Annotated in this window: 29 protein-coding genes and 1 riboswitch; of the genes, 14 read left to right on the top strand and 15 right to left on the bottom strand. The window is 68.0% G+C overall.

Annotated features, from left to right (window positions below; genetic code table 11):
• Nucleotides 1-117 precede the first annotated feature (117 nt).
• Together MSG_RS03170 and MSG_RS03165 are read left to right on the top strand one after the other, a co-directional pair.
• The gene (locus MSG_RS03170) at nucleotides 118-1,572 is read left to right on the top strand and encodes an MFS transporter (RefSeq protein WP_232011148.1); all 1,455 of its coding nucleotides are present in this window, start codon (nucleotides 118-120) and stop codon (nucleotides 1,570-1,572) included.
• Nucleotides 1,569-2,486, top strand: coding sequence for an SDR family NAD(P)-dependent oxidoreductase (locus MSG_RS03165; protein ID WP_096437030.1), 918 nt, complete (start codon nucleotides 1,569-1,571; stop codon nucleotides 2,484-2,486). The genes MSG_RS03170 and MSG_RS03165 overlap by 4 nt, the downstream gene beginning before the upstream one ends.
• A gap of 12 nt (nucleotides 2,487-2,498) precedes the next feature.
• Here MSG_RS03165 and MSG_RS03160 read toward each other — a convergent pair whose 3' ends face one another.
• From MSG_RS03160 to MSG_RS03130, 7 genes are read right to left on the bottom strand one after another with little or no spacing between them, the layout of a single operon-like run.
• Nucleotides 2,499-3,317, bottom strand: coding sequence for an enoyl-CoA hydratase/isomerase family protein (locus MSG_RS03160; RefSeq protein WP_096437028.1), 819 nt, complete (start codon nucleotides 3,315-3,317; stop codon nucleotides 2,499-2,501).
• A complete protein-coding gene (locus tag MSG_RS03155; protein WP_096437026.1) occupies nucleotides 3,314-4,336 on the bottom strand; it encodes a TIGR03617 family F420-dependent LLM class oxidoreductase in 1,023 nt (340 codons plus the stop codon). Before MSG_RS03155 ends, MSG_RS03160 begins: the two co-directional genes overlap by 4 nt.
• A gap of 16 nt (nucleotides 4,337-4,352) precedes the next feature.
• A complete protein-coding gene (locus MSG_RS03150) occupies nucleotides 4,353-4,997 on the bottom strand; it encodes an LON peptidase substrate-binding domain-containing protein (RefSeq protein ID WP_096437024.1) in 645 nt (214 codons plus the stop codon).
• Complete coding sequence (locus tag MSG_RS03145; RefSeq protein ID WP_096437022.1) at nucleotides 4,997-6,136, bottom strand: glutamate--cysteine ligase; 1,140 nt, start codon at nucleotides 6,134-6,136, stop codon at nucleotides 4,997-4,999. The genes MSG_RS03150 and MSG_RS03145 overlap by 1 nt, the downstream gene beginning before the upstream one ends.
• Entirely contained in the window at nucleotides 6,117-6,848 is a 732-nt protein-coding gene (sodC, locus tag MSG_RS03140; protein WP_096437020.1) for a superoxide dismutase[Cu-Zn], read from the bottom strand. Before sodC ends, MSG_RS03145 begins: the two co-directional genes overlap by 20 nt.
• Before the next feature lie 32 nt (nucleotides 6,849-6,880).
• Nucleotides 6,881-7,363 carry a LytR C-terminal domain-containing protein gene (locus MSG_RS03135; protein WP_096437018.1) on the bottom strand — a complete coding sequence of 161 codons (483 nt, stop codon included), beginning with the start codon at nucleotides 7,361-7,363 and terminating at the stop codon, nucleotides 6,881-6,883.
• Between the two features lie 19 nt (nucleotides 7,364-7,382).
• Nucleotides 7,383-7,691 (bottom strand): DUF3263 domain-containing protein, encoded by a 309-nt coding sequence (locus MSG_RS03130; RefSeq protein ID WP_096437016.1) that lies wholly within the window; start codon nucleotides 7,689-7,691, stop codon nucleotides 7,383-7,385.
• Nucleotides 7,692-7,916: 225 nt separating this feature from the next.
• Between MSG_RS03130 and MSG_RS03125 the strand changes: the two genes are divergently transcribed.
• From MSG_RS03125 to MSG_RS03110, 4 genes are all read left to right on the top strand, one after another.
• The gene (locus MSG_RS03125; RefSeq protein ID WP_096437014.1) at nucleotides 7,917-8,510 is read left to right on the top strand and encodes a peptide deformylase; all 594 of its coding nucleotides are present in this window, start codon (nucleotides 7,917-7,919) and stop codon (nucleotides 8,508-8,510) included.
• Nucleotides 8,510-9,274 carry a GNAT family N-acetyltransferase, cg3035/Rv0428c family gene (locus tag MSG_RS03120; RefSeq protein ID WP_096437012.1) on the top strand — a complete coding sequence of 255 codons (765 nt, stop codon included), beginning with the start codon at nucleotides 8,510-8,512 and terminating at the stop codon, nucleotides 9,272-9,274. Before MSG_RS03125 ends, MSG_RS03120 begins: the two co-directional genes overlap by 1 nt.
• 56 nt (nucleotides 9,275-9,330) lie before the next feature.
• The gene (locus MSG_RS03115; protein WP_232011231.1) at nucleotides 9,331-10,161 is read left to right on the top strand and encodes an exodeoxyribonuclease III; all 831 of its coding nucleotides are present in this window, start codon (nucleotides 9,331-9,333) and stop codon (nucleotides 10,159-10,161) included.
• Nucleotides 10,162-10,319: 158 nt separating this feature from the next.
• Nucleotides 10,320-10,781, top strand: a complete 462-nt coding sequence (locus MSG_RS03110; protein WP_096443996.1) for a hypothetical protein — start codon at nucleotides 10,320-10,322, stop codon at nucleotides 10,779-10,781.
• A 34-nt stretch (nucleotides 10,782-10,815) separates the two neighbouring features.
• Here MSG_RS03110 and MSG_RS03105 read toward each other — a convergent pair whose 3' ends face one another.
• Nucleotides 10,816-11,082 (bottom strand): Rv1535 domain-containing protein, encoded by a 267-nt coding sequence (locus MSG_RS03105; protein WP_096437008.1) that lies wholly within the window; start codon nucleotides 11,080-11,082, stop codon nucleotides 10,816-10,818.
• Nucleotides 11,083-11,144: 62 nt separating this feature from the next.
• On the opposite strand from MSG_RS03105, the gene MSG_RS03100 reads away from it, so the two are divergent.
• The 6 genes from MSG_RS03100 to MSG_RS03075 all read left to right on the top strand — a co-directional run bounded on the left by MSG_RS03100 (nucleotide 11,145) and on the right by MSG_RS03075 (nucleotide 16,102).
• A complete protein-coding gene (locus tag MSG_RS03100) occupies nucleotides 11,145-11,420 on the top strand; it encodes a hypothetical protein (protein WP_096443994.1) in 276 nt (91 codons plus the stop codon).
• A 66-nt stretch (nucleotides 11,421-11,486) separates the two neighbouring features.
• A riboswitch (TPP riboswitch) is annotated at nucleotides 11,487-11,597 on the top strand.
• Nucleotides 11,588-13,234 carry a phosphomethylpyrimidine synthase ThiC gene (gene thiC / locus MSG_RS03095; protein WP_096443992.1) on the top strand — a complete coding sequence of 549 codons (1,647 nt, stop codon included), beginning with the start codon at nucleotides 11,588-11,590 and terminating at the stop codon, nucleotides 13,232-13,234. (Overlaps the previous riboswitch by 10 nt.)
• A gap of 10 nt (nucleotides 13,235-13,244) precedes the next feature.
• Nucleotides 13,245-14,072 (top strand): bifunctional hydroxymethylpyrimidine kinase/phosphomethylpyrimidine kinase, encoded by an 828-nt coding sequence (thiD, locus tag MSG_RS03090; RefSeq protein WP_096437006.1) that lies wholly within the window; start codon nucleotides 13,245-13,247, stop codon nucleotides 14,070-14,072.
• The gene (locus MSG_RS03085; protein ID WP_096443990.1) at nucleotides 14,072-14,698 is read left to right on the top strand and encodes an alpha/beta hydrolase family protein; all 627 of its coding nucleotides are present in this window, start codon (nucleotides 14,072-14,074) and stop codon (nucleotides 14,696-14,698) included. The genes thiD and MSG_RS03085 overlap by 1 nt, the downstream gene beginning before the upstream one ends.
• 78 nt (nucleotides 14,699-14,776) lie before the next feature.
• A complete protein-coding gene (locus MSG_RS03080) occupies nucleotides 14,777-15,211 on the top strand; it encodes a MarR family winged helix-turn-helix transcriptional regulator (protein WP_096437004.1) in 435 nt (144 codons plus the stop codon).
• Nucleotides 15,212-15,229: 18 nt separating this feature from the next.
• Entirely contained in the window at nucleotides 15,230-16,102 is an 873-nt protein-coding gene (locus MSG_RS03075; RefSeq protein ID WP_096437002.1) for an LLM class F420-dependent oxidoreductase, read from the top strand.
• Nucleotides 16,103-16,113: 11 nt separating this feature from the next.
• On the opposite strand, the gene MSG_RS03070 is transcribed toward MSG_RS03075, so the two are convergent.
• From MSG_RS03070 to MSG_RS03050, 5 genes are all read right to left on the bottom strand, one after another.
• Nucleotides 16,114-16,560: a DUF4190 domain-containing protein gene (locus MSG_RS03070; RefSeq protein WP_096437000.1), complete on the bottom strand. Its 447-nt coding sequence runs from the start codon at nucleotides 16,558-16,560 to the stop codon at nucleotides 16,114-16,116.
• A gap of 78 nt (nucleotides 16,561-16,638) precedes the next feature.
• Entirely contained in the window at nucleotides 16,639-18,111 is a 1,473-nt protein-coding gene (locus tag MSG_RS03065) for a neutral zinc metallopeptidase (RefSeq protein ID WP_408632016.1), read from the bottom strand.
• A 105-nt stretch (nucleotides 18,112-18,216) separates the two neighbouring features.
• On the bottom strand, nucleotides 18,217-19,686 hold the full coding sequence (locus MSG_RS03060; RefSeq protein ID WP_096436996.1) for a M28 family peptidase: 1,470 nt from the start codon (nucleotides 19,684-19,686) through the stop codon (nucleotides 18,217-18,219).
• Nucleotides 19,683-21,194: a M28 family metallopeptidase gene (locus tag MSG_RS03055; protein ID WP_096436994.1), complete on the bottom strand. Its 1,512-nt coding sequence runs from the start codon at nucleotides 21,192-21,194 to the stop codon at nucleotides 19,683-19,685. Before MSG_RS03055 ends, MSG_RS03060 begins: the two co-directional genes overlap by 4 nt.
• A gap of 51 nt (nucleotides 21,195-21,245) precedes the next feature.
• Nucleotides 21,246-21,671, bottom strand: a complete 426-nt coding sequence (locus tag MSG_RS03050) for a DUF2752 domain-containing protein (RefSeq protein WP_096436992.1) — start codon at nucleotides 21,669-21,671, stop codon at nucleotides 21,246-21,248.
• 59 nt (nucleotides 21,672-21,730) lie between these two features.
• Between MSG_RS03050 and MSG_RS03045 the strand changes: the two genes are divergently transcribed.
• Complete coding sequence (locus MSG_RS03045) at nucleotides 21,731-22,252, top strand: serine/threonine protein kinase (RefSeq protein WP_096436990.1); 522 nt, start codon at nucleotides 21,731-21,733, stop codon at nucleotides 22,250-22,252.
• Nucleotides 22,253-22,329: 77 nt separating this feature from the next.
• Nucleotides 22,330-22,851 carry a serine/threonine protein kinase gene (locus MSG_RS03040; RefSeq protein WP_096436988.1) on the top strand — a complete coding sequence of 174 codons (522 nt, stop codon included), beginning with the start codon at nucleotides 22,330-22,332 and terminating at the stop codon, nucleotides 22,849-22,851.
• Between the two features lie 4 nt (nucleotides 22,852-22,855).
• On the opposite strand, the gene MSG_RS03035 is transcribed toward MSG_RS03040, so the two are convergent.
• Both MSG_RS03035 and thiG read right to left on the bottom strand, forming a co-directional pair.
• Nucleotides 22,856-23,623, bottom strand: a complete 768-nt coding sequence (locus MSG_RS03035) for an SGNH/GDSL hydrolase family protein (protein ID WP_096436986.1) — start codon at nucleotides 23,621-23,623, stop codon at nucleotides 22,856-22,858.
• Entirely contained in the window at nucleotides 23,620-24,324 is a 705-nt protein-coding gene (gene thiG, locus MSG_RS03030; RefSeq protein WP_232011230.1) for a thiazole synthase, read from the bottom strand. Before thiG ends, MSG_RS03035 begins: the two co-directional genes overlap by 4 nt.
• Nucleotides 24,325-24,365 lie beyond the last annotated feature (41 nt).

Below are 24,365 nucleotides of genomic sequence, written 5' to 3'. Positions count from 1 at the left end.
GGTCCGCGTGTAACCCCGCCCGATACATCTTGCCGAGGGCGTTGCCGGAGCACCGGGTTCCGGGCCGTCCAGGAGGACCGCAATGAACGACGCCGACCGCTGCACCGTAATACGGGCATGATCGCGCTACAGCCCGCTCGCGCGGTCGCTGCCACCCCGCCCGCACCCCGGGCTCGGCTACTACTGGCCAGGCTGGGTGACGTCACGCCGGCGAACCGGGTCATGATCGTGGCGACCATGGTGTCGATGGTCGCTTTCCTCGACACCACCGTGGTGAACCTGGCCCTGCCGGCCACCGCGCGTGACCTCGGCGGTGGTCTGTGCCTTCAGCAGTGGATCGTCGACGGTTACCTGCTGGCGCAGGCGGCCATGATCCTGCCGGGCGGTTCCCTGTCCGACCTGTTCGGCCGGGTGCCGGTGATCCGGTTCGGGCTGGTGGCCTTCGGGACGGGCTCGGTGCTGGCCGCCGGCGCGCCGTCACCGGTCGCGCTCATCGCCGGCCGCGTCATCCAGGGTCTCGGCGCGGCGTTCCTGGTGCCCGGGTCGCTGGCGTTGATCAATTCGACGTTCGATCGCGCCGATCGCCCCGCGGCCATCGGCTCCTGGACCGCGTGGACCGGCACGGCGTTCGCCCTGGGCCCGCTGCTGGGCGGCTTGGCGGTGGACTTCCTGAGTTGGCGCTGGATCTACGCCTTGTCGGCCGTTCCGATGGTCATCGGTTTCGCGCTGACGTTCTGGCTGCGCCCGACGCCGCGGCCCGTCCAGCGGGTCCGCCTCGACGTTGCCGGCGCCGTGCTGTCGGCCGCCGGCCTGGCCGCCACCGTGTACGCCCTCATCGAATCGCGGGAGCAAGGCTGGTCGGATCCCCGCGTCGCGGCGTCGCTGGGCGTGGGTGTCGGCGCACTGCTCGGGTTTGCGGCCTGGCAGCGCCGCGCCCCTCACCCCTTGGTGCCGCTCGGCCTGTTCAGGATCCGAAATTTCGCGGGCGCCAATGTGACCACCGGGTTCGTCTACGGCGCGATCACGATGGGCGCCCTCGCGGTCGCTCTGTATACCCAAGAGGTCGCCGGTTATTGCGCGACGGTCGCCGGTCTGGCCACGCTGCCCACCCCCCTCGTCTCGTTCCTGTTCGCCAAGCGCGTCGGCAGGCTGGCCGCACGGATCGACCCCAGGGTCTTCCTGACGACCGGCCCGGTGCTGGCCGGGCTGGGACTGTTGCTCATCCGGCCCGGCCACGGATTCAACATCGTCACACATCTGCTGCCGGGGACGATTGTGGTGGCCATCGGTTCGGTGCTCACCCTGACGCCGCTGGCCGCGGTGAATCTGTCGTCGATCGACGCGGCGCGCAGCGGGGTCGCGGCGGCACTGCAGAACGCCGTGGGCAGGACGTCGGCGCTGAGTTCCGTTGCCTGCGTGGGCCTGATCGCCGCCGGCACGCTGACCGACGCCAGCTTCGCACGGCTGCTGCACGTCGCCGCGGGCCTGTATTTCGTCGGCGCGCTGGTCGCCGGGCTGTTGGTCACCCGGCCACTCGACGTCGCGGGTTCCACTCCTACAGTTACGGCATGACCGAACGCCGCACTGCGGTCGATGTCGTCGAGGGAATCGACCTGTCCGGCAAGGCTTGCGTGATCACCGGCGCCTCGGCCGGACTGGGCCGCTGGGCGGCGCGCGCCTTGGCCGCCGCGGGCGCGCACGTCGTCCTCGCGGCGCGCAACCCCGCGGCATTGGCCGAAACCGCCCAATGGATAGCCACCGAGGTGCCCGGTGCACGTACCTCCACGGTGCCGCTCGACCTCACCGCGCTGTCCAGTGTTCGTGCCGCGGCCGCGCTGATCGCCGACATCGCGCCGGCGATCCACGTTTTGATGAACAACGCCGGGGTGATGTTCACCCCCTTCGGACAAACCGCCGATGGGTTCGAAAACCAAATAGGGACGAATCATTTCGGCCACTTCGAACTCACCCGCCTGCGGATCGGCCAGTTGGCCGCCGCGCAGGGTGCTCGGCTTGTCACGCTCTCTTCCGGCGGGCACATCATGGGGGACGTCGACTTCGACGATCTCAACTGGGACCGCCGCGAATACGACAAGTTCGTCGCCTACGGCGCATCCAAGACAGCCAACATCCTGCACGCCAAAGAGGCTGACCGTCGCCTGCGCGACGAGGGAATCCGCGCCTTCGCCGTCCACCCCGGCACGGTGGCCACGTCACTGGCCCGCTACATGTCCCGCGAGGATTTCTCCAACCTCCGCAAACTCATCGCCGCCAACGGCGGGCCCGGTGCCAGCCGGCTCGACTTCCTCACGCCCGATCAGGGAGCGGCCACCCAGGTGTGGGCCGCCGTCAGCCCCGAGCTCGACGGCCGGGGCGGACTGTACCTGGAAGACTGCCGGATCAGCGACGCGGTCGCGCCGTATGCATGTGACGAGCAACGCGCGGTGGATTTCTGGGCGCTCTCCGAAAAGCTCTGCGGCAGCTGAGGGGGACGCCCGTCACGGCTCGGGCAGGGGCGTCCACTCGCTGGACACGGTCGCGCTGAATCGCGGGGCCCGCTTGCCGACGAAGGCCGCCACGCCTTCGGCGGCATCCGGGGTGCCCATCACCCGGTGGTGCAGCCGGGTTTCCAGCGACGCGACCTGCCGCGGCGTGTAGCCGTGAATTGCGCTGTCCCACAACAGCCTTTTGCACAATGCCGCCGACATCGGCGCCACGTTGACCGCGATGTCGCGGGCCATCTCGAGCGCGTGGTCGAGCACCTGGTCGGCGGGCAGCGCGCGGTTGGCGATCCCGAGTGCCGCGGCCTCGCCGCCGGAAAACGTCCGGCCGGTCAGCAGCACCTCGGCCGCCACCCCCAGGTTGGTCAGGTGCGCACACGTCCAGTGCGACATGCAGTCGGGAAGCACGCCCCGGCGCACCTGCACCACACCGTATTTCGCGTCTTCGGCGACGATGCGGATGTCAGCCTGCAGCGCGATGGTCAATCCGATGCCCACGGCGTGGCCGTTGAGCGCGGCGATCACCGGCTTGCGCAATTCGAAGGCGGCCGGATCGATCGGCGACGCGGAGAACGAGCCGTCGGCGGACGGGGCGTCGAACGGCGACGCCTCCCCGGAGATGTCCGCGCCGGTGCAAAAGGCCCGTCCCGCACCGGTGATCACGATCGCGCGGACGTCGTCGTCCGCGTCGCAGTCCCGGTATGCGCGGCTCAGCAGCGCGCCCATCTCGGCGGTGTAGGCGTTGAGCTGCTCGGGCCGGTTGAGGGTGAGCACCGCGACGCCGGCGCTCACTTCGACCAGCACGTCGGCGCTCATCGGAGGGCAGGCACTCGGTGCAGCGCGCCGATCAGATCGGCGACGTCGGCGCTGCGCGGCGGGTAACCCGGGAAATAACAACACACTTCGCCGGCGTGACCGCCGAACCGCTCGGCGATTTGCTGCGCACATTGCTCGGGTGTCCCCATGATCCCGATGCGGGCCACCATCTCGTCGGTGATCAGCGCCCGCATCTCGGCGAAGCGGCCCTGCTTGGACAGCGCGTTGAGCTCGGGCTGGATATCCGCCCACCCCTCGACCTCCAGGACGGGCAGATATGCCGGGGTCGAGCCGTAGAACGCGATCAGGGAGGCGACGCCGTTCACCGCAGATGCCAGGTCCGCCTCGTCGCGGCCGACGGCGACCATGGCCTGCACGATGACCTGAAGTTCGCCGGCCGCCCGCCCCGAACGACGCAGGCCCTCGCTCACCGCCGGCAGCGTGCGCTCGGCGAAGTGGCGCGCGCTGTTGAACGGCATCACCAGCAGCCCGTCGGCGACTTCGGCGGCCGTGCGGGTCATGACCGGGCCCAGCGCGCCCAGCAGCACCGGCGGCGGCCCGAACGGGTTGGGGCCGGGGTTGAAGTTGGGCGCCATGATGGTGTGCGTATAAAAATCGCCGCGGAAATTCAAGCGGGACTGGCCTTCCCAGGCCGCGAAAATCGCCTTGATCGCGGCGACGGCCTCGGCCATGCGCGCCGCCGGCCGTTCCCACTTACTGCCATAACGCTTTTCGATGTGCACCTTGATCTGCGAACCGAGCCCTAACCGGAATCGGCCGCCGCTATAGGCCTGCAAGTCGTATGCGGAGTGCGCCACATGCAACGGGCTGCGTGGCGGTGCGATCGCCACATTGGTCATCAGGTCCGCGTTGGTGGTGCCGGCCGCGAGCAGCAGCGGAAAGAACACGTCGTGCTGGCCCTCGAAGGTGAAGACCCCGTCGGCGCCCGTCGCGGCGATCTCGGCCGCGCTGGCCGCGGCCGCGGTCGGCGACCCGTCGATCTGCAGATGTACTTTCACTTTCCCGTTTCGCCCTCTACTCCGACAGCTGGAACTCGACCATCTCGGCAACCGCCACCACCGCCTCTTCGAGGACGGCTAGCCGCTCGGCCGCCGACGGTGCCGACAGCACGCCGTACTTGTCGGCCGCACCGAGCGGGATGCGGGAGGCCAACGTGAACAACCGCTGGCCGGCGTCCGCGGCGCCGGTTTCGGCGTAACCCAGCAGCACATCGCGGTCCGGCAACGCGGCGCCGCGCGCCTGCGCGATCCGCTCGAACAGGGCGATCACCTTGTCCTCGACGCCGCGGAGCTGGGCGGACGTCACCGGATCGCCGGGCTCGTCGGGCCACAGCCGCACCGAGGCCCGCGGGAAGGGATCGTCGGGCAGCCATTCGGCCACCCGAAACCGCGCACCGGTCTTGCAGGCCAGGGAGTACCGGTTCGCACCGAGATCGACGCATTCGGTGATCCGGGACAAAACCCCGACGTCGCAACGGGAGTCGCCGCCGCCGACCTCGCGGCCCCGCGAGATCAGCACCACACCGAACGGGTTGCCGCCGTCGACACAGTGCCGCACCAGCGCGACATAACGCGGCTCGAAGATGCGCAGCGGCAGATCCTGGTCCGGCAGCAGCGCCACCTCTAGCGGGAACATCGCCAACTCGAGGAGGTCGCTCATCAGATCTCGAGCTCGCCCACGAGCGCGTCGACGACCGCGCGCAGATCACCGTCGTGTTCCTCGGCCACCCGCCGCTGCCGCTGATACGACCCGCCGCCGCGCCAGATGTCGGCCACCGCGGCCAGCTCGTCGGAGCAGTGCAGCGACTTGGCGATCGGCTCCAGCCGGTTCAGCACGTCGACGAGATCGTCGGTCACCAGCCGCTCGTTGCTCTCGGCGTCCAGGATGATCACCGCATCCAGACCGTAACGGGCTGCGCGCCACTTGTTTTCCTGGACATGCCAGGGCGGCATGATCGGCAGCGTCTCGTCGGCTTCCAGCCGTCGGTCCAGGTCCACCACCAGGCAATGCGTCAGTGCGACCAGCGCGCCAAGCTCACGCAGGTTGGACACGCCGTCGCAGATCCGCAGCTCGAGCGTGCCGAGGTGCGGCGAAGGCCGGATGTCCCAACGGATTTCGTTCATGTGGTCGATGATGCCGGTCTTCTTCTGGTCGTAGACGAAGCCCTCGAACTCTCTCCAGGTCTGGAACTGGAACGGCAGCCCGGCGGTGGGCAACTGCTGAAACATCATCGCCCTGTTGCTGGCGTATCCGGTGTCTTCGCCCACCCACCATGGTGAGGACGCCGACAACGCCAACAGGTGCGGGTAGTACTGCAGCAGGGACGTCATGATCGGCATCACCTTGTGCGCCGACGAGATGCCAACGTGCACATGCACACCCCAGATCAGCATCTGCCGGCCCCACCACTGCGTGCGCTTGATCAGCTCGGCATAACGCGGGGCGTCGGTGAGCTGCTGCGAGGACCACCGCGCGAACGGGTGGGTCCCGGCGGAGAACAACTCCATGCCGCGGGCGCGGACGATGCGGCGAGCGGGGCGCAGCGTCTCGCGCAGATCCTCCATCGCCTGGCCGGTGTAATCCGCGACGCCGCTGACCACCTCGACGGTGTTGCGCAACAATTCCTTGTGCACGCGCGGGTTTTCGCCGAGCTCGGCGATCACCGCGGTGGCCTCGTTACTCAGGTCGCGGGTCTGCGCGTCGACGAGAGCGAACTCCCACTCGACGCCGATGGTCGGCCGTGGTGACCGGGCGAATTCGATGTGCGGGACAGGTCTGCTAGCCGGCACCAATGACACCGCACGCTACCCGCTTGCCGGAGTCACCGGTGCTCATCGTCATGGCGTCCGGACCCGGCGCGCCATTGGTCTGGTTGTAGCGTTCCGCAGGAATGTTGGCGAAGTTGTCGGCTCCGGCGTGGATGATGATGGCCGTCTTTTGACCGCTCGTCAGGTCGTCCAGCGTGAAGGCGTCGGTGGTGGTCACCAACGTCCCGACGCCGTCGCGGCGCACCTGCAGGGAGGTGAGGTCGCCGCTGGCGGGCTCGGCCGAGTGCCCGGGCGCCTGGAAGTGGCCGCCGGCGGACAGAAAGTCGCCGGGCGCGCCACCGGTCGGACCCACCGAATTGGGTTCACACTTGCCGACCTTGTGGATGTGGACCCCGTGAAAGCCGGGCGCGATCTGACCGGCGCCGGTCGTGGCGATCGTGACGGTGGCGTAGCCGTTGCTGAAGTCGAACTTCGCCGTCGCCACCTGGGTGCCGTCCGGGGCCCGCAGCTGGGTCAGCACGCTCTGCGCGACGGGCTGGCCACCCTCGGCGCCCGCGACGCTCGAAGCACCCGCCGGCGCGGGCGATCCGGTCCAGACCGCGGGCGTGGTCCCCGGGACCGACGATGCGTGTTGCGGCGACGAGCAGGCGCTCACCAGCGCAACGCTCGCGGCTAACAACGAAACAGACAGTGCGGACGTGGTGGCCGCAACGGCATTGCGATGACCGGCAGGCATTGGCATAGCGGAAGCCTAACCCGGCTCAGGACCTCGAGTCAGCCCGTCACCAAGACGATGACGCCGGGCGGCTGGCCGGCCAATCCGGGAGTTCGCTGTTCAACCGGCGCGCCGAGGTTTTTGCCCACCGCGTCGGCGGTGACGTGCTCGCCGTCGGCGTCGGTGAAGTACACCGTCGTGGTCGGCACGTCGGGCATCGTCAGATTTCCGACGTCGACGACCTTGAACCCGGCTGCCTTGAGCTGATCGGCGGCGTGCCCGGCGACGCCCTCCTTGCCGGAGATGTTGTAGACGTGCACGTCGGCATTCGTCGCGGGCTTGGCGCTGGTAGGCGTCGACGACGTGGCGCTCACGGCGCTACTGGTGCTGCTGGCGACCGACGATGCCGTGTCGTCGTCGGAGTGCCCCGAAGAGCTCAGCGCCTGCCAGCCGAGCAGCAGAAAGATGACGCCGAGGAACAACAGCACCATCACCATGGCCCGCAGGGGAAGGCCCGTCGAGTCCGGGACGCGCTCTTTCATCGAGCCCTACTGTAGCGAGTCAGGTCACCTCGAAGCCGAGGCGCCGCGCCGCGCGGGCCTTTTGCCGGCTGGCGCGCAACCGCCGCAACCGTTTCACCAGCATCGGGTCGGCGGCCAGTGCCTCGGGCCGATCAACGAGCGCGTTGAGCACTTGGTAGTAGCGCGTGGCCGACATCGAGAACAGCTCTTTGATCGCGTCTTCTTTGATACCGGCGAATTTCCACCACTGGCGTTCGAACGCCAAGATGTCATGCTCGCGGCGGGTCAGCCCATCGGCGATTTCAGACTCGTCCCCCGATCGATTTGCCCGCGCCATGGCGCTGTCCATATCGCTTCCCCTGGACCCTTCCGGCGAATTCCGTGTTGCTCGAATGACTTGACTTACATAGGGGCATGTTTCGGCGAATATTGAACCACGCCGCGAACCCTCAAGCCGTAATGCAGACCCGCGAGTCGGCGGATTGCCTTTCATTGCCCCGCCCCGCCTGATTGCCCGCCTCCACGGCGCACCGCTGCGCGCTGCGCTTCTGCACCCCGCCTAAGCTTGCCGACCATGGCAGTCGTACCGATTCGCATCGTGGGAGATCCGGTCTTGCACACCCCGACAACACCGGTGCCGGTCGCCGCGGACGGTTCACTGCCCGCGGATCTGCCCGAGCTGATCGCCAACCTGTACGACACGATGGACGCCGCCCATGGCGTCGGGCTGGCGGCCAACCAGATCGGGCACGGGCTGCGGCTGTTCGTCTACGACTGCGCCGACGAGCGTGGCCTGACGCAGCGTCGCCGCGGCGTTGTCATCAACCCGATCCTGGAAACCTCCGAGATCCCCGAGACCATGCCGGACCCGGGCGACGACGACGAGGGGTGCCTGTCGGTTCCCGGCGAGTCGTTCCCCACCGGCCGCGCGAAGTGGGCTCGGGTCACCGGCCTGGATGCCGACGGCAAACCGATCACCCTCGAGGGCACCGACCTGTTCGCCCGGATGCTGCAGCACGAAACCGGGCACCTCGACGGATTTCTCTACCTCGACCGGCTCATCGGCCGGCATGCCCGAGCGGCGAAGCGCGCCGTCAAGTCCCACGGTTGGGGTGTGCCCGGCCGGTCATGGATGCCGGGCGAGGAACCGGACCCCTTCGGCCACTGATGGTCTCGTGGCCGGACCTCGGTACGCGGGTCACAGTTCGCTACCGGCGCCCGGCCGGAGCGCTCCCGCCGCTCACCGACGCCGTCGGGCACCTACTGGCGATCGATCCGGTGGTGCGGGTGCAGACCAAGACGGGCGCCGTGGTCGAGTTCGGGCCCGCCGATGTGGTAGCACTGCGACCGTTGACCGACGCGCCGGTGCGGACCTCGGCGATCCGGGCACTCGAGCAAGCCGCGGCGACCGCCCGGCCCGCCGCTGAACAGGCCTGGCTGAACGGCTGGTTGCTGCGCGCCGACAGCGACGACGAATTGCCGCTGAATTCCGCTGTGCCGCTGGATATTTCGGCTCGGCTGAGCACACTGCCGGCAATCGCCGCCTGGTATCAGCGCCGCGGCCGCACGCCGCGGCTGGCCATCCCCGATCGGTTGCTGAGCGTGCCGACCTCCTGGACGGGCGAGCACGCCGAGCGGCTGATGGTGCGCGACGTGGCGGATCTCGTCGCCCGCGAACCGTCGGGCACCGTAGCGGATTCGTCCGCCGCCGCGACCGTCGCCGACGCGCCCGATGGCACTCGTTGGGTGGGCCTTTCGGCGCCGCGCGAAGCCCTGCTCGTCTGGGGTGCCCGCCGCGGCGCGTCCCGCGGCTACATCGCCGTCGCCGCGCAAGACACCCGCACCGTCGGCCTCGCCGAATCGCTGGGCTTCCGGCTGCATCATCGCCGCCGCTACTTCGCGGCCCGGGCCGGCCGCTGGGATAGCGTCTAGCAATGCCCGACGGCACACCTGATGGCGGCGACCCGCTTCGACCGGCTTCGCCGGGCTTGCGATCGCCGCGGCTAAGGCTGGCAACCTGGAACGTGAACTCGATTCGCACCCGCGTGGACCGTGTCGTCGACTGGCTCTCCCGCGCCGACGTCGACGTGCTGGCCATGCAGGAGACCAAGTGCTCCGACGGCCAATTCCCGACACTGCCGTTTTTCGAACTGGGCTACGAAGTGGCCCACGTCGGCTTCAACCAGTGGAACGGTGTGGCGATCGCCTCTCGCGTCGGCCTCGACGACGTGCAGATCGGATTCGACGGCCAGCCCAGCTGGAGCAGCAAGCCCGAGGTGGCCGCCACCTCGGAAGCCCGCGCCCTCGGGGCCACCTGCGCCGGGGTCCGGGTGTGGAGCCTGTACGTGCCCAACGGCCGCACTCTGAGCGATCCGCATTACATCTACAAGCTGGATTGGCTTGCGGCGCTGCACGATACGGCGTCCGGCTGGCTGCGCGACGATCCCGCCGCGCAGATCGCGCTGGTCGGCGACTGGAACATCGCCCCCACCGACGAGGACGTCTGGGATCCCGAGTTCTTCACCGGCGCAACGCATGTCTCGGAGCCGGAACGCCGCGCCTTCAACGCGATCGTCGACGCCCGGTTCACGGACGTCGTACGACCTTACACACCTGGACCGGGCGTCTACACCTACTGGGACTACACCCAGTTGCGGTTCCCGAAACGACAGGGCATGCGGATCGACTTCATCCTCGGGTCACCGGCGTTGGCCGGCCGCGTCACCGGCGCACAAATTGTCCGCGATGAACGCAAAGGCAAAGCACCCAGCGATCACGCACCGGTATTGGTCGACCTGAGCCAAACCCCGACCAGCTAAATTCCCGGCGAAGTCACGTTGTCTACGCGATTACAACGTGGCAGCATTTTCCTTGTTAGATGTGTGATCAATTTTCGTTGTCGCCGTTAACTGTGTGTTCAGCGGGTATAAATGTTGACACGTAACTCGCAGCGAGCGACGAAGAGCCAGGAGTCATGATGAGTGTCGTCGGAGGGGCAGTCCGCAGCGTGGGGAAAACGGTCAATCGCGCGGCCGACGCAACCACGGCCGCCGCCGGCGCTGTTGGCGGAGCAGCGGTCAACGGGGTCGTCGGCGGAATCACCGGAGCAGCCGAGGGCATCAAGCGCGGAATCAGCTCGGGCAGTCACTCGACGCCGGCCGCCGCATTGGCGCTCGGCGCACTCGGTGTCGCCGGCCTGGTGGAATGGCCGGTGCTGCTGGCGGTGGGCGGCGGCGCACTGTTGCTGCACCGGCTGAGTCAGAAGCCCCAGCCGCGTGCGAAGGCGAACCTCAAGCCGGTGCCCACCGAGCCGGCCCTGGAAAGGCTGGAAAAGGCGGAAAAGAAGACCTCCGCGCCCCGCAAGGCCAGCGCGAAGTCGACCGCCAAGAAGGCGACGGGTCGTCGGGCCGGCGCCGCCGAGTTGCGCAGCACCAATTGATCAGGCCCCCGGCGGGGCCTGTGTGTTCTCGTTTTCAGCCGACCGCTTGGCTGTAGGCCCGGTGCGGCGATTGTGGCCGGGAACGCGGGCAACCGTGGGCCGCGGGGTCCGGACAGATGGGTCGGCGCGGACCCGGCGCCACCCGGGCCACCAGGCGCGCCGCCCGGCCGCGGGGCTGGTGGTGGCGGATCTCCACGATCCCCGCGCGCCACAACAGCGCATAGAGTTCGAACAGGGGCACGCTCAACACGGAAACAAACGACGAAACTATCGGATCGGCCAGGTCGTTGGTCGTCGACATAATCCGACGTTGACCGCATCACCCGGCGCGACGGCAAACCCTTTGTTACTGAGAGGTAAATGATGGCGGAAAAGAAAACTCGCCGAACGACGTCCCAGGCGGAGGCAGTGGAGAAGATCCGCGCGGGTGAGACCTTCATTCTGAACCTGCCGATCGTCGGTCAAGTCGAGATTCCGCGGCCCGAGCAATTGGCCTATTACGGCGGTTTGGCGACGCTGGCCGCCCTCGAACTCATCGACTGGCCCGTCGCGCTGGTCATCGCCGCCGGGCACGTGCTGGCCAGCAACCATCACAACAAGCTCCTCGAGGAGCTCGGCGAGGCGATGGAAGAGGTTTAGCCCCCGGATGGCGCCCGCCCGTCTGCCCCGCACCACCCGAGGTGGGGGTAACGTCGCGTGCGGACCATCCACCAACGCGGGAGCGCACACCAAGGCGCTGAGAGGACGGCTCGGGGCCGTCGACCGTAAGAACCTGACCGGGTAATGCCGGCGTAGGGAGAATGAAAATGACCGCTTCAGAGGTAATCGTCGAACCATCCGTCACCACCGGACCGATCTGGGGCAGCACCAAGGCTTATCTGGAGCTCGACGGGGTTCCCGGTGCGCGCGTGCCGTTACGGCGCGTGCAGCTATCCACCGGGGAGCACTTCGACCTCTACGACACCTCCGGCCCCTATACCGATCCCGACGCCGTGATCGACCTGGCGGGCGGCCTCCCGCCGCGGCCCGGCGTGGTCCGCGACCGCGGCACACAGCTGCAGCGGGCCCGGGCCGGTGAGATCACCGCGGAGATGGCCTTCATCGCCGCGCGCGAGGGGATGCCGGCCGAGCTGGTGCGCGACGAGGTCGCCCGCGGTCGCGCGGTGATCCCGGCCAACCACAACCACCCCGAGATCGAGCCGATGATCATCGGCAAGGCCTTCGCGACCAAGGTGAACGCGAACATCGGCAACTCGGCGGTGACGTCGTCGATCGCCGAGGAGGTCGACAAGATGGTGTGGGCCACCCGGTGGGGCGCCGACACGATCATGGACCTGTCCACCGGCAAGAACATTCACGAGACCCGCGAGTGGATCCTGCGTAACTCGCCGGTGCCGGTCGGCACCGTGCCGATCTACCAGGCGCTGGAAAAGACCAAGGGCGACCCGACCGAGCTGACCTGGGAGCTCTACCGCGACACCGTGATCGAGCAGTGCGAGCAAGGTGTGGACTACATGACCGTGCACGCCGGCGTGCTGCTGCGCTACGTTCCGCTGACGGCCAAGCGGGTCACCGGCATCGTGTCGCGCGGCGGCTCGATCATGGCGGCGTGGTGCCTGGCGCATCACCGGGAGTCGTTCCTGTACACAAACTTCGACGAGCTGTGCGAAATCTTCGCCCGCTACGACGTCACTTTCTCGCTGGGCGACGGATTGCGGCCGGGCTCGATCGCCGACGCCAACGACGCGGCGCAGTTCGCCGAGCTACGCACCCTGGGCGAGCTCACGAAGATCGCGAAATCCCATGGCGTGCAGGTGATGATCGAGGGCCCGGGCCACGTCCCGATGCACAAGATCGTGGAAAACGTTCGGCTGGAAGAGGAATGGTGCGAGGAGGCCCCGTTCTACACGCTGGGCCCACTGGCCACCGACATCGCCCCGGCCTACGACCACATCACCTCGGCGATCGGCGCGGCCATCATCGCGCAGGCCGGCACCGCGATGCTGTGTTACGTGACCCCCAAGGAACACCTCGGACTGCCGGATCGCAAGGACGTCAAGGACGGGGTGATCGCGTACAAGATCGCCGCGCACGCGGGCGACCTGGCCAAGGGCCATCCGCACGCACAGAATCGCGACAACGCATTGAGCCAGGCGCGCTTCGAGTTCCGCTGGAACGACCAGTTCGCGCTGTCGCTGGATCCCGATACGGCGCGGGCGTACCACGACGAGACGCTGCCGGCCGAACCGGCCAAGACGGCGCACTTCTGCTCGATGTGCGGACCGAAATTCTGTTCGATGCGCATCACGCAGGACGTCCGCGACTACGCCGCCAAGCACGGCTTGGACAGCGAGGAGGCGATCGAGGCGGCCATGAGTGAGGGCATGGCGGAGAAGTCCCGGGAGTTCGCCGAGCAGGGAAACCGGGTGTATCTGCCGCTGGCGCAGGGGTGATCGCGGCACAGTGACGTTCCTGCCGCTGTCCCCGCCGGCCACCACGCCGCGTCGGGTGCTGACCATCGCGGGATCGGACTCCGGCGGCGGCGCGGGCATCCAGGCCGACATGCGCACCATCGCACTGCTCGGGTTGCACGCCTGCGTGGCGGTGACCGCGGTGACGGTGCAGAACACGACGGGAGTCCAGCGCTTTCATGAGGTTCCCGACGACGTGGTGGCGGGGCAGATCGAAGCCGTCGTCAGCGATATCGGCGTGCAGGCCGCCAAGACCGGGATGCTGGCCTCGCCGCGCATCATCGACACCGTGGCCACCACCTGGCGCAGGCTCGGGTTGACGATCCCGCTCGTCGTCGACCCCGTGGCGGCATCCATGCACGGCGACGCGCTGATGGCGCCGTCGGCTCTGGATTCGCTTCGCGGCCAATTGTTTCCGTTGGCCACGCTGGTGACACCCAACCTCGACGAGGTGCGCCTGCTGGTCGGTGTCGACGTGGTGGATCCGGAGTCGCAGCGCGCGGCGGCCAAGGCGCTGCACGCGCTGGGGCCGCAGTGGGTACTGGTCAAGGGCGGGCACCTGCGCTCATCTGAGCGCAGCTGTGACCTCCTCTATGACGGCGCCGACTTCCACGAGTTCGATGCCGAGCGCATCGCGACCGGCAACGACCACGGCGGCGGCGACACCCTGGCCGCCGCGGTCGCCTGCGCGCTGGCGCACGGGTTCACCGTGCCCGACGCCATCGGTTTCGGGAAGCGATGGGTCACCGAGAGTTTGCGCGCCGCCTACCCGCTGGGCCACGGCCACGGACCCGTCTCACCACTGTTCCGGCTCTCGTGATTGCCAGGAACCTCGAGCCGATCGCGGGCATAGCGCACGAACCCCAGGCCACTCCGAAAGGCGTGGCGGTGCTCACCCACGGCGCTGGCGGCGACCGTGATTCCACCCTGTTGCAACAGATTTGCGACGAGTGGGCGCGGCGTGGCTGGTTGGCCGTACGCTACAACCTGCCCTACCGGCGACGCCGCCCCAAGGGCCCGCCGTCCGGCTCGCCGGCGGGCGACCGCGCCGGGATCGACGAGGCGATCGCGTTGTGCCGCAAGCTCACCGATGGCCCGCTGATCGCCGGCGGGCATTCTTACGGCGGCCGCCAGACGTCGATGGTCATCGCCGAGGCAAGCTCGACGCCGGTCGATGTCTTGACCCTGTTCTCCTATCCGGTCCATCCGCCGGGCAAGCCGGAACGGCGCCGCACCGAACATCTGCCCGCCATCACCGTGCCCACCGTGTTTACCCACGGCAGCTCCGACCCCTTCGGCACGCTCGACGACGTCCGCGAGGCTGCGGCGTTGATCGCCGCTGTCACCGCGGTCGTCGAGATCTCCGGGGCGCGCCATGACTTGCGCTCGAAGACGCTCGACGTACCGGCGCTCGCCGTCGACGCGGCGCTGCGACTGCTGGGCTGAGCCACCGCGCCTGCAGCACTCCCCTGATTTAGACAGTTGAAACTGGACAGCTTTAGCTGTCTACTTTAGGATCGAGGCATGGACGGCATCGGTGAATCCGCCGGAGCTGCCGCCCGGGACCTCCGGGTGGTGTTCAGCCGACTACGGCGCCGGTTGAGAGATGTCGCGATCGACGGCGATCTGACACCGTCGCAAACGGCGGTGCTCATCCGGCTCTGGAAAGAGGGCGCGTCGTCGGCCAGCGCGCTGGCCGGCGCGGAACGAGTACGCCCCCAATCGATGGCAACCATAGTGGCCGCCCTGGACCAGCGCGGGCTCATCGAGCGCACCCCCGACCCCGAAGATGGTCGGCGCCAAGTGCTTTCGTTGACCGAGCTGGGCCGCCGGCGCGCCGAGACCGGTCATCAAGTGCGGGAGGAGTGGCTGGCACGCGCCATGCAAGAGCGCTACTCCGAGCCCGAGCGCCGCACCATCCTCGACGCGCTATCGCTGCTCGAAAGATTGACCGAATGACGAAAGGCACTGATAGCAATGGAAATAGGCGTGCACTTCATCGACTTCCTGCCCAGCGACCCCGCGACACTGAGCCCAACCCTGGCCGACGCGGCCAAAACCGCAGAGCAAGCGGGCGCCACGATGTTCACCCTGGCCGACCATTTCCTGCAGATGGAAGGCACCGGGCGTCCCGCCGAGGATCCGTTCCTCGAGGGCTACACATCGCTGGGTTTTCTTGCGGGTCAAACGCTCACGATCGACTTGAGCCTGCTGGTCACCGGTGTCACCTACCGGTACCCGGGCATCCTGGCCAAAACCGTCAGCACGCTCGATGTGCTGTCGCAGGGCCGCTCGATGTTGGGCCTGGGCGCGGCATGGTACGACCGCGAACACGCGGCCCTGGGCATCGCGTATCCGCCGCTGAGCCAACGGTTCGAGATGCTCGAGGAGACACTGCAGATCTGCCGGCAGATGTGGAGCGACGACAACGGCACCTACCACGGCAAGCATTACCAGCTGGCCGAGACAATCTGTGAGCCGCAACCGATTCGCCGGCCTCCGATCCTGATCGGCGGCGACGGCGAGAAGAAGAAGTTACGGCTCGTCGCGCAGTATGCCGACGTCTGGAACACGACGACGTCCGATGTCGAGGTGCTCGAGCACAAGGTCGATGTGCTGATGCGGCACTGCGACGCCGCCGGCCGCGATCCCGCCGAAATCCGGCGCACGGTAGCCGTTGCCGCGGACCCGTTCGAGGACCTCGACGCTTATCTGAGGACCGCGCAACGCTATGCCGAACTGGGCGTCGAGACGATCAACGTCGGTCCGATGCCCGGCAACCTGGACCCGGTCGGCTTCATCCGGCGCCTGGGCGACGAGCTGGTGCCCAGGCTCGCGGAGATAGGTTGAGCGGCAGGCAGTTACCCCGCCAACGCGGCGGCCGCCGGCTGCTGGTCGACGATCATCACCACCGCGGGCGGGGCGGTTGACGTCTGCACGTCGGGGTGGTTCACCGCGGCGATGCCGACGATGATCCCGTAGATGATGCCCAGGACGATGGCAACCGCGCCGATGATGATGCCGGCGAGGGCCAGGCCGCGGCCACCCTGCCCCGTCTTCTTGATCTGGTTCAGCGCGATGAACCCGAAGATCACGCCGAGGATGGGCCCGATGCCGCACAGCCAACCCAGCAGCGAGGCCACCAACGAGGCGATGGCCAAGGTGTTGGTACCGGCGGCCGGCGGCGGGTAACCGGCGCCCGGCGGCGGGTAACCGGCGCCCGGCGGCGGGTAACCGGGCCCGGGCGGCCCTGGCGGCGGGTAGTCACCCGGCGGCGGTGGGGGGTAGCTGGGCGGTTGCTCCGTCAAGGAAGCCTCCTAGGCAGGGGTCAAGTGGCACACACTCTACGCTGCGGTTGGTGGCTTGTCGCTGAAAAAAATCTCCGCTTATCCGGGGTAGCGGGTGTAGCACGCGTCCATGTTGCCGGCCACGCCGCCGCGGAACGCCGAGATGCGCGTGAAGCCGGCCGGCACGGTGGTTCCGTCGGCGTCGCTGGCGACCATGCGGTTGGTGAGCAGGCCGGCCACCGCCTCGTCGAGATCGCTGGCGGTCAGCGTCAAGTCGTTGTCGGGCTCGGCCATCTTGCGGTGCACGACACCGGTCAGGCACGCGGTCCGCAGCGCCGTCCACGGGCTCTGCATCGGTAGGCCGCGCTCGTGCTGCACGGCCAGCGCGTACCTCGACATCACGATCGACAGGGCGGTGTCGTCACCTTGCGGCAGCGTGTGTTCGCTCTCGCCGGACGCCTTGCCCATCGCCGCCAGCCCGGGCAGGTCGATCACGATGGTGTTGGTGGCCGGACAGTAGGACGCCGGCGGGCTGGGTTTGGCGTCCGGGCAATTCCCGGGCTGGTAGGACTTCGCGGGCTGGTAGGACAATGTCGGCGGACTCTTGGGCGAGAACACCTTGCCCAGCACCTTCATCAGCGTGGACAACGTGTCCTCGGTGATCTCGACCTCACCGGTCACCGGGTCGCCGCTGGCATCGACCTGCAGTGCGGTCGGCAGGTCGCCGCGGCGCTGCGCGATCTCTTGCTTGTTGATTCCAGCGCAGGCCGAGGCGCCGGTGATGAAGCCCATCTGGAAAGCGCCGATCCGATCCAGCGCCGACCCGTGCTCGTCGTCGTTCTCGGTGTCGGCGTCCAGCACCGGGTCGCGGGTGGTGATGATCCCGGCCAACACGTGGTCGAGCCCGTCGCCGGTGCTCAGCGTGAAGCGCGGAGACTTACCGGAGGCGACCCAGTACAGGTACACGCCGGCGAAGCAATCGGCTTGCTGCTCACGAACGATGGTCGGATCCGCTCTGGTCACCAGCTTCGCCATCTGCTGCAGGGCGTGCCCGAACTCGTGCGCCAGTACACCCGTCACGGCCAGATCGCCGAAATAGCGCTGCGCGACGGGCATGAAAACCCCGCGATCCCACGCGATCAGGTTGCAGCGCCCGGTGAAGAAGGCGTTGACGAGCTTATAGGTGTCCTCGCGGCAAACGATCGGACTGCTGCGCTCACCCGAGTCGTAAGACACCAGCTTGCCGACGGGGACGAAGGTTCCCTTCAACGTTTGGCTGTAGACGGATTCCCAGTAGTCCTCGATGTCGTTGACCGACAGCAACGACAACTTGTCGATTTGGCCGTTGTCGGTGTTGACCACGGTGCCGTTCGGCGCGGGCGCGTTGGAACGGATGCCGCTGGGGCCGTTGGTCGCAGGCAGATCTCCCACCCGGAACGGATCGTTGAGCATCGACAGCGCGCGTCCCTGGGTGACCGTGCTGCACCCGGCGACGACGAGTACCGCCAACGCGCAGACGGTTGCCGCCCGCCAGCGTCGTGCGCGGCCGCGGTTCTTCATGGCCAACCTCATCCCGACTCGATCCGTGCCTTACCGGGCGGAGCAGAACTGCGATTCCCAGCAAACCACACAACCCGGAAACGGGTCTACCGATTCGAAAGCGCGACGAACTCGCCGTTACGGCAGCCGAGCCCGGTGCCGCTTGTCATGCGGCGCGACCCCGTTGACGCCGCCGATCGACTGGGCGTAGCTGCCCACCGCAAAGGCCACGCCAGAACCCATGACCGCCAGGACTTCCCGGTTGATGTTGTCGATCGTGTCGCGTGGGGTCTGAAAATTGGGGTCGAACGGCACACCGGCTTGCCCACCCCACAGTCGTGCTTGCACAGGGCTTTTCGGCTGCGCGGCGCCCGCGGTCATGCCCCCGATCGGGATGCCGGCCACCATGAAGGGGTGGTAGTCGGCCCGGGTGTTCAACGGCATGTCGGCCGGCCGCTTGCCGGCCAGGTTCAGATAGCCGCCCAGCACGCGCTCGATGCCGGCCGACCCTTCGGGCACATCACCGGCGGCCACGCCGGGAGCGGGCGGACCGGATTGATCGCCGTCGTCGGTGAAGAAGCCGGCGTTGGGCGAGGCGAGCACGGCGAAGTCGAGGTACATCGCGATATCGTTGAGCTGGTCGCGGTCCAACCCGAACAGGTAGTCCATCACGCCGCCCAGGCCGTCCTCCTCGGCACCCCAGAACATGAACCGCACCGCGTTGTTCACCGGCGCCAACGGCCCGAGCTGCAGGGCGGTCTCCAGTACCGCGGCCACTCCCGATCCGTTGTCGTTGATGCCCGGGCTGTCCCGCGGGCTGTCGAGCCGAGCGCCGACCACGATCGCGTTGCCCGGCGAGCCGGTCCTGGTCTGTGCCAACACATTTCGCGACGTGATCTTAATATTCTCGGCATCGAGAAGCAGGCGCACCGGCGCAGTGGCCTGGGCCAGCGCGTGGCCGCCGTAGTCGTCGACGACGGCTACCGGCACCGTCAGCTGCTTGAAGTATCCGGGGCTGAACAGCGTCGGCGGGACAGCCTGACTGTTGGGCGCCCGCACCACGATCAGCGCCACCGCGCCCTTGGCCAGCGCGGTGTTCTGCTTGTCCACCACCGAGCAGCCGGCGTCGTTGACGAAGGCGATCGCCCCCGCCGGTACCGTGGCGGGATAGTCGCCGACCGCGCAGCCCTTCGGGTCGATCGGGCGGACCGGTTGTCCGGTCAGGCCGGCGGGCGGGGTCCGGACCAACAGCGAGGCCTGGTCGACCGGGTAGCCGCGGCCAGCGACGGTCAGCGTCGGCGTGCCCGGCGAAATCGGGTACACCCGGTCGAACTCCGGGGTCGACACGTCGAAACCCCTGTCGCGCAATGCCTTCGCCACGTATTCGGCGCTGGCGTCGTAGCCTGGTGTGCCGTCGGCCCGGGTGCCCTTGTTGGCGTTGGCGATGTCCTGCAGCGCGCGCAGGTGGGCCAGCATCCGCTCCGCGGTCACTTTGGCCGCCATCTCACGGCCCAGATCGGGTGCGGCGGCAGGCGGCGCCAGCCGCGGTGACGAACATCCCGTCGCGAGCGCGGCGGCGAGCAGCACCGCACCCAGCCGGCGAATCATGGTTGCGACAGGAGGTGACGGATGCGATCGGCCATGCCGGGAACGCCGTTGTGACCGCCTAGATCCTGTGCGTAGCGGGCCACCGCGTAGGCGACCCCGCCGCCCTGGATGCCCAGCGACGTGCGGTCGATATGGTCCAGGGTGTCGGTCTTTTTGTGGTAGTTGGGGTCGAACTCGGCACCCGCGGTGCCGCCCCACAGCTTGGCCTGGTCGTCGGACATCTTGGCCTCTGCCCCCGAAAACAGGCCGCCTGCCGGGATGCCGGCCCGCGTGAACCCGTCGTAATCGGAGCGGCCGTCGAACGACGTGTCCTGCGCCGGCTTGCCCGCCGACTTCAAGTAGGCGACCAACGTGCGCTCGATGCCGGCCGAGCCCTCCGGCACCACCGGGTTGCCGCGGCTGTCCGACGGCAGCGATTGGTCGCCGTCAAGGGTGAAGTAACCGGGATTGGGCGACGCGAGCATGTCGAAATTCAGATACAGCGCAATGTTTTTCAAGTTCTCCAGGTTCAGCGACTCGACGTAGTTCCGCGACCCGATCAGCCCGAGCTCTTCCGCACCCCAGAATCCGAATCGCACCGCGTTGTGAACGTGTGGCGAATTGCCCAGTTGTACCGCGGTTTCCAGGATCGCGGCCACTCCCGAGCCGTCGTCGTTGATGCCCGGTCCCTCGAGCACGCTGTCCAGGTGCGCACCGGCCATCACCACGTCGGTGGGTGAACCCGTCTTGGTCTGGGCGATGACGTTGCGCGCCTTGAAGCTCCTGCTGCTCGCGCTCAGCGTGATCGTCACCGGCGCAGGCCGCACGTGCAACTGCACCCCGACCGAGCGGGTCACGCTCACCACCGGGATCTTCACGTCGGTGTCGGCGCCCAGGGTCCCACCCATCTCCTGCTCGTCGACATTGTCGGCCACGATCATCGCCACGGCCCCGCGCTGGGCCGCGGCATCTTCCTTCTGCGCGAACGGGCAGATACCGCGGTCCACCAAAACGACCGCCCCGCGCACCGGCGACTTGTCGTAATCGGTCGGCGCGCATCCGGCGCCGCCGGGGCCCGGCGCGGCCACCAGCGGCCCGCTCACGCCGCCCGGCCCGGTCCCCAGACTGAATTGGAGCGCACTTGCCTCCACAGCCTGGCCGCCGACAGACACCAACGGCTTGTCGGAGTGGAAGACCCGCGCCGAGAACTCGGGCGTCTGGACATCAAAACCGCCGCCGCGCAAGGTTTTCACCACGTAGTCGACGGTGGCGTCGTAGCCGGGTGTGCCCACTGCCCGCGTGCCGTTGTTGGCGTTGGCAATGTCCTGCAGCTTCGACAGATGCGTCATCATCGCGTCCGTCGTGACCTTGTCACGCAGTGTGGTGGCGAACTCGGTGGCGAACTCGGCCGCCGCGGAATCGCCGGTCGTCTGCTGCGGGCCGGCCGAACGATGAGAACAGCCGGTCGTCATCGCAGCGAGGGCGACCGCGGCCAGTAGCGCCGACACCGTCCTTGATTTGTTCGCCATCCCGCCCAAGGTTAGACCGCGGCCCGCGCTGGGCCCCCGATCACCCGCGGATCAGACATACAGCCAGTTGAAGGGTGCAATCGGGATGTTGCGCACCACAAACCACGCCGTTACCAGGCACAGGGTCACCATCGGCGCCCACCGCCGGTGCTGCCAGCTCCGGATGCGCCGACCGGTCACCCGACCGTAGGTCCACACCAGGTATGCCCACCCGAGCAGCGCGACCGCCACCAACCCCAGCGCATTGAATCTCGCGGCCGCCAACACGTTGCCGTGCATGAGCGAATACAGCATCCGCAGACTGCCGCAGCCGGGACAGTCGATGCCCAACAGCGCCTTGGTGGGACAGACCGGCAACGGACCGTGTGGACTGGTCGGATCGCCGACCCAGATGGCCGCGCACGCCAGCGTCGCCGACGCCGCCACGATCAGTGGGGCGCCGAGGCCGAGCCGGGCATGCTGACGACTTGTCGCCATAGGGCAATGCTAGTGAGAAGGTCCCCGCTATACGATCGCTGGAACAAAGGAGTGAGCGGATGCCCCATCTCGCCGGCCCGCTGCGCGCCGCGACGGCTGCCGCACTCATGGGCTGTGTCGTTCTCGCGGGCGCCGCGACGGCGAGGGCGGACCCCACCGCCAGCTCGGCGGATCTCAACACCCTTGCGGCCGCCCTGTCGAAGGGCTATGGCCTGAATAACTGCACGCCCCAGAACATCGTCCCGGGCGAACTCGCTGCGCTGGTCTGCGGGCAAAGCCCGGATCCCAGCGGACCGGTGCAGGGGAAGTACATCCTGTTCGCCAACGGCGACAATCTGGCCGCGGTGTTCAAGAACAGCATCAACGACGATGTGTTGACCGCCTGCGGCGATCAAGGCCAGTCGCCCACCGTGTGGCACCAAGGCAATTCGACCGCCAAAGCGGGATCGATCGCCTGCGGGACCTATCAGAACGGCGCCGAGATCATTTGGACCAACGACGCGAAAAACGTCTTGAACCTCATTCGCGCCGCCAATACCGATGTCCCCGCGCTGTTTCAGTGGTGGCATGCCAACGGCTGAATTCCCAGCTGTTTTTCGGCGCGCAACGCCATACAATCCGAATGTCCGTATAGCCGTTCGGGGGGCTAAGGAGTCCCATGTCCCATATCAACCCCGCGCTGCGCGCCACGATGGCGGCAGCACTGATGAGCACCATCGCCTGTATGGGAACTGCCACCGCGAATGCGGATGCCAACGACACGCTTGCCGGTGCCCTGTCGAAGGGCTACACCAGCAGCAACTGCAAGCCGCAACAGCCGTCGGAGGTCCAGGGCTCCTTCAACGCCACCGTGCTCGCGGTGCTGCAATGCGGGCAGAATTCCGATTCCAGCGGCCCGATGGGCGGCAAATATTTCTTGTTCGGCAATAGCGCCGACACCGCCAGCTCGTTCACCAAGCTGATCAGCGGCGACACCCTGGCAAATTGCGGGTCGGCGTCATCGCCGACCACCTGGCACCAGGGCAGCAACACCGACTCGGCCGGACAGGTCGCGTGCGGGACGGATTCCGGTAAGGCCGAGGTCCTGTGGACCGTCGACGCCAAGAACGTGCTGGCCTTCATCCGCGCGTCCGACGGCGACACCGCGTCCCTCTACAAGTGGTGGCAGGCCAACGGCTGATTCGTCACAGCTGAGCTGAGATCAGCTCGGCGACGGCACGCATGCCCGCTGCATTCGGGTGCAGCGGAGCGGGCCGGCCGGGAAGTGAAACAACGTATTTGGCCGGCTTGGTCGTCCATGGCTGGGCCGACCACGCGTGGTGCTCCCGGCTGGCCGCCGCGGCGCGCACGATCTCGCAGCCCGTGGCCGCCGCAGCGTCGCCCGTGAGTCTTTCCAGGGCGGCGGCGACGTGGCGGCCCAGGTCCGCGTCGGCTGGCGACAGCGGCGGGGCCGCAATGCCTTCGGGCGGCAACAGCGTCAGATAGTCAACGAAGAAGATCCGCGCCTGCGGAGCGCGTCGGCGTGACTCTCGACCGACCGCACACAACGAATCGAATACCTCACCCAGGGCCCGGTCGCGGGCCGCGGGATCCAACAGCGCCGAGATGCGCGCGCCGACCAGCGGCAGGCGGCGCACCGCCCGCGGCAGCGTCGCCGCAATCAGCAGTGGAACGTAGCCCACGTCGTTGCCGCCGATGGTCACCGTGACCAGGCTCTCGGAGCCGTCCAGTGTCGAAAGTTGCGGTGGCGCATCGTGTTGACGGTCGGTGAGCAGGTGGGCGGTGGTCGCCCCGGAAAAGGTGACGTCGGTCAGCTCCAGGCCGCAACGTTCGGCGACCAGGTGTGGGTAGTTGCTTGCCGATCGGCCCGACCAACGCGGCGCCCCCGCGGCCCGGGGCGCGATGCCGGGGCCGGCAGCCATCGAACTGCCCAGCGCGACATAGCGCCTCATCGGATTGGGCTGGAGGCCTGAGCCCAGAATCGCTTGGGTATTCGGCCGGCCCGGCGCGCCAGGTGCCCGGCCGTCACGGCGGCGGCCATCGCGGCGGCCATCGCAGGCGGATCGGAGGCGCGTGTCACGGCTGTCGCCAAAAGCACTGCATCACAACCTAACTCCATCGCCAGCGCGGCATCGCTGGCCGTACCGATACCGGCGTCGAGCACCACGGGCACGCCGGCCCGGGCGACGATCATCTCGATGTTGTGCGGATTGGTGATGCCCAGGCCGGTACCGATCGGCGAGCCCAGCGGCATCACCGCCGCGCATCCGGCGTCCTCTAGCCGGCGGGCCAGCGCCGGGTCGTCGTTGGTGTAGGGCAACACGACGAAACCGTCGTCGACCAATTGCTCGGCCGCCCTCACCAATTCGACCGCGTCGGGCAACAGAGTGCGTTCGTCGGCGATCACTTCGAGCTTGACCCAGTTGGTGTCCAGCGCCTCGCGGGCCAGCTGCGCGGTGAGCACCGCCTCGGCCGCGCCGCGGCAGCCCGCCGTGTTGGGCAGCGGCGTGATGCCCAGCCGGTTGAGCAGGTCCAGCAGTCCGGTGCCACCCTCGGCGTCGACCCGGCGCATCGCGACGGTGGTCAATTCGGTGCCCGAAGCGACCAGCGCCTCCTCGAGGACCGCCAGATTGGCCGCTCCCCCGGTGCCCATGATCAGCCGCGACGCGAAGCTGCGGTCGGCGATCGTCAACT

It is taken from the genome of Mycobacterium shigaense, from assembly GCF_002356315.1.
Classification (GTDB): Bacteria; Actinomycetota; Actinomycetes; order Mycobacteriales; family Mycobacteriaceae; genus Mycobacterium; species Mycobacterium shigaense.
The sequence above is the reverse complement of the archived record's forward strand: the minus strand, read 5'-3'. Positions and strand labels throughout refer to the sequence as shown.